The organism is Streptomyces sp. NPDC007095 (assembly GCF_040634475.1).
In the GTDB taxonomy this organism is placed as follows: Bacteria; Actinomycetota; Actinomycetes; order Streptomycetales; family Streptomycetaceae; genus Streptomyces.
The window spans coordinates 1-1,697 of record NZ_JBEYFS010000508.1 but is presented as its reverse complement, the minus strand read 5'-3'; the positions used below and the strand labels follow the sequence as shown (position 1 = coordinate 1,697).

Annotated in this window: 1 protein-coding gene and 1 pseudogene; one reads left to right on the top strand and one right to left on the bottom strand. The window is 65.9% G+C overall.

What is annotated here, in order from left to right; genetic code table 11:
• Positions 1-314: 314 nt before the first annotated feature.
• The gene (locus tag ABZ656_RS57815) at positions 315-509 is read right to left on the bottom strand and encodes a hypothetical protein (protein ID WP_101401874.1); all 195 of its coding nucleotides are present in this window, start codon (positions 507-509) and stop codon (positions 315-317) included.
• 324 nt (positions 510-833) lie between these two features.
• Between ABZ656_RS57815 and ABZ656_RS57810 the strand changes: the two are divergent.
• Positions 834-1,607, top strand: a pseudogene (locus tag ABZ656_RS57810) (aldo/keto reductase); the annotation flags it as partial.
• Positions 1,608-1,697: the final 90 nt, after the last annotated feature.

The following is a 1,697-nucleotide window of genomic DNA, read 5'->3' as shown; positions in this document are numbered from 1 at the left end:
CCTCGTACTGGACGTACTCGGGTCTGTGCCTGGTGCGGTGAGAGTGCGTGCATGGCGTCGCGGGGCGGACGGGAATTTGACGACAGGGCCTAGGGCCTGTCCGGCAGATCAGGTCGGAGAAAAGCAACGGTGCCTCACTAACGCAGATGAGCGGGGCTTGGTGCGTGCAGCCGCAAGGCGGAGGAGGGCGACGACGCGATGGGGGTCCCCCTGCCCCAGCGAAGCCGAGAGCTCGGGGGAGTCGGCAACCGACGACAACGCCGCAGACACGCGCGCCAAGCCCCGCGTCTCCGGCATGATCCGCCGGACAGGCCCTACGCCGTACGTGCCAGGTGTCGCCCGGCCGGCGCTCGTTCGGCCACCGGGCCCAGGCGGTCGCCGAGCGCGTACGCGGTGACCTCGAGGGCGGTCTCGACGACCAGATACCCGGGGGTCTCCCAGACCCTTTCCTCCGATGTTTCCCGAATGACCTGCTCCGCGCGGCGGCCTTCGAGGGCGCTCTTGTTCATGTGCGCATACCTGCTTTCCTGATGGGTGGGGGGTTTAGAGCCCAGACAGGTGCTGATGTTCACATGCATGCACCGAGTTCATGAACCCGTTCGGTGACGCCCTACAGAGTGGTCGGATGACGGAACCCGGTCAATGGTCCGGACCGATAACGTCGGATCCATTTCCGGCCAATCTCCGACCCTCACCAGGAATCCACAGCGAATCAGCCGGTCAGGAATGCATTACGGCTGGTGATCGTTGACCATGGGAGTATCACCCGACGACTGAAGGATCGAGAGCTCGTGAGCAAGGTCCCCCCGATCATCCTGAACAACGGCGTCGAGATGCCGCAGCTGGGCTTCGGTGTCTGGCAGGTCCCGGACGACGAGGCGGAGCAGGCCGTCGCCACGGCGCTGGAGTCCGGATACCGCAGCATCGACACCGCGGCGATCTACGGCAACGAGGAGGGCACGGGCAAGGCCATCGCCACCTCCGGCATCCCCCGCGAGGACCTCTTCGTCACCACCAAGCTCTGGAACAGCGACCAGGGGTACGACTCGACGCTCCGCGCGTTCGACACCTCCCTCGAGAAGCTCGGCCTGGACTACCTCGACCTGTATCTGATCCACTGGCCGCTGCCGTCCCGGGGCAAGTACATCGACACGTACAAGGCCTTCGAGAAGCTCTACACGGACGGCCGGGTCAAGGCCATCGGTGTCTCCAACTTCTACCCGGAGTACCTGGAGAAGCTGATCGAGGCGACGTCCGTCATCCCGGCCGTCAACCAGATCGAGCTGCACCCGCACCTCCAGCAGCACGCGGCCCACGAGTACCACGCGCAGCAGGGCATCGCCACCGAGGCCTGGTCTCCGCTCGGTTCGGGCAAGGGCCTGCTGGAGGTCCCGGCGATCGTCGCCATCGCCCAGAAGCACAACCGCACTCCGGCCCAGATCGTGCTGCGCTGGCACATCCAGCTGGGCAACGTCGTGATCCCCAAGTCCGTGACCCCGTCCCGGATCAAGGAGAACATCGACGTCTTCGACTTCTCGCTCGACACCGAGGACATCGCGGCGATCAGCGCGCTGAACGAGGACCGTCGCCTGGGTCCCGACCCGGCGCCCGGCCCGCAGTTCTCATTGACCAGGGCCCGAATGATCGTCTCGGCGTTCGTGCTGGCGAGCTGCCGGTACGTGTTCGCGAGCTGCGCC

What these genes read in the sequence shown, in the direction of transcription:
- ABZ656_RS57815 (WP_101401874.1), bottom strand. Translation starts at nt 509, where the DNA reads ATGAACAAGAGCGCCCTCGAAGGCCGCCGCGCGGAGCAGGTCATTCGG.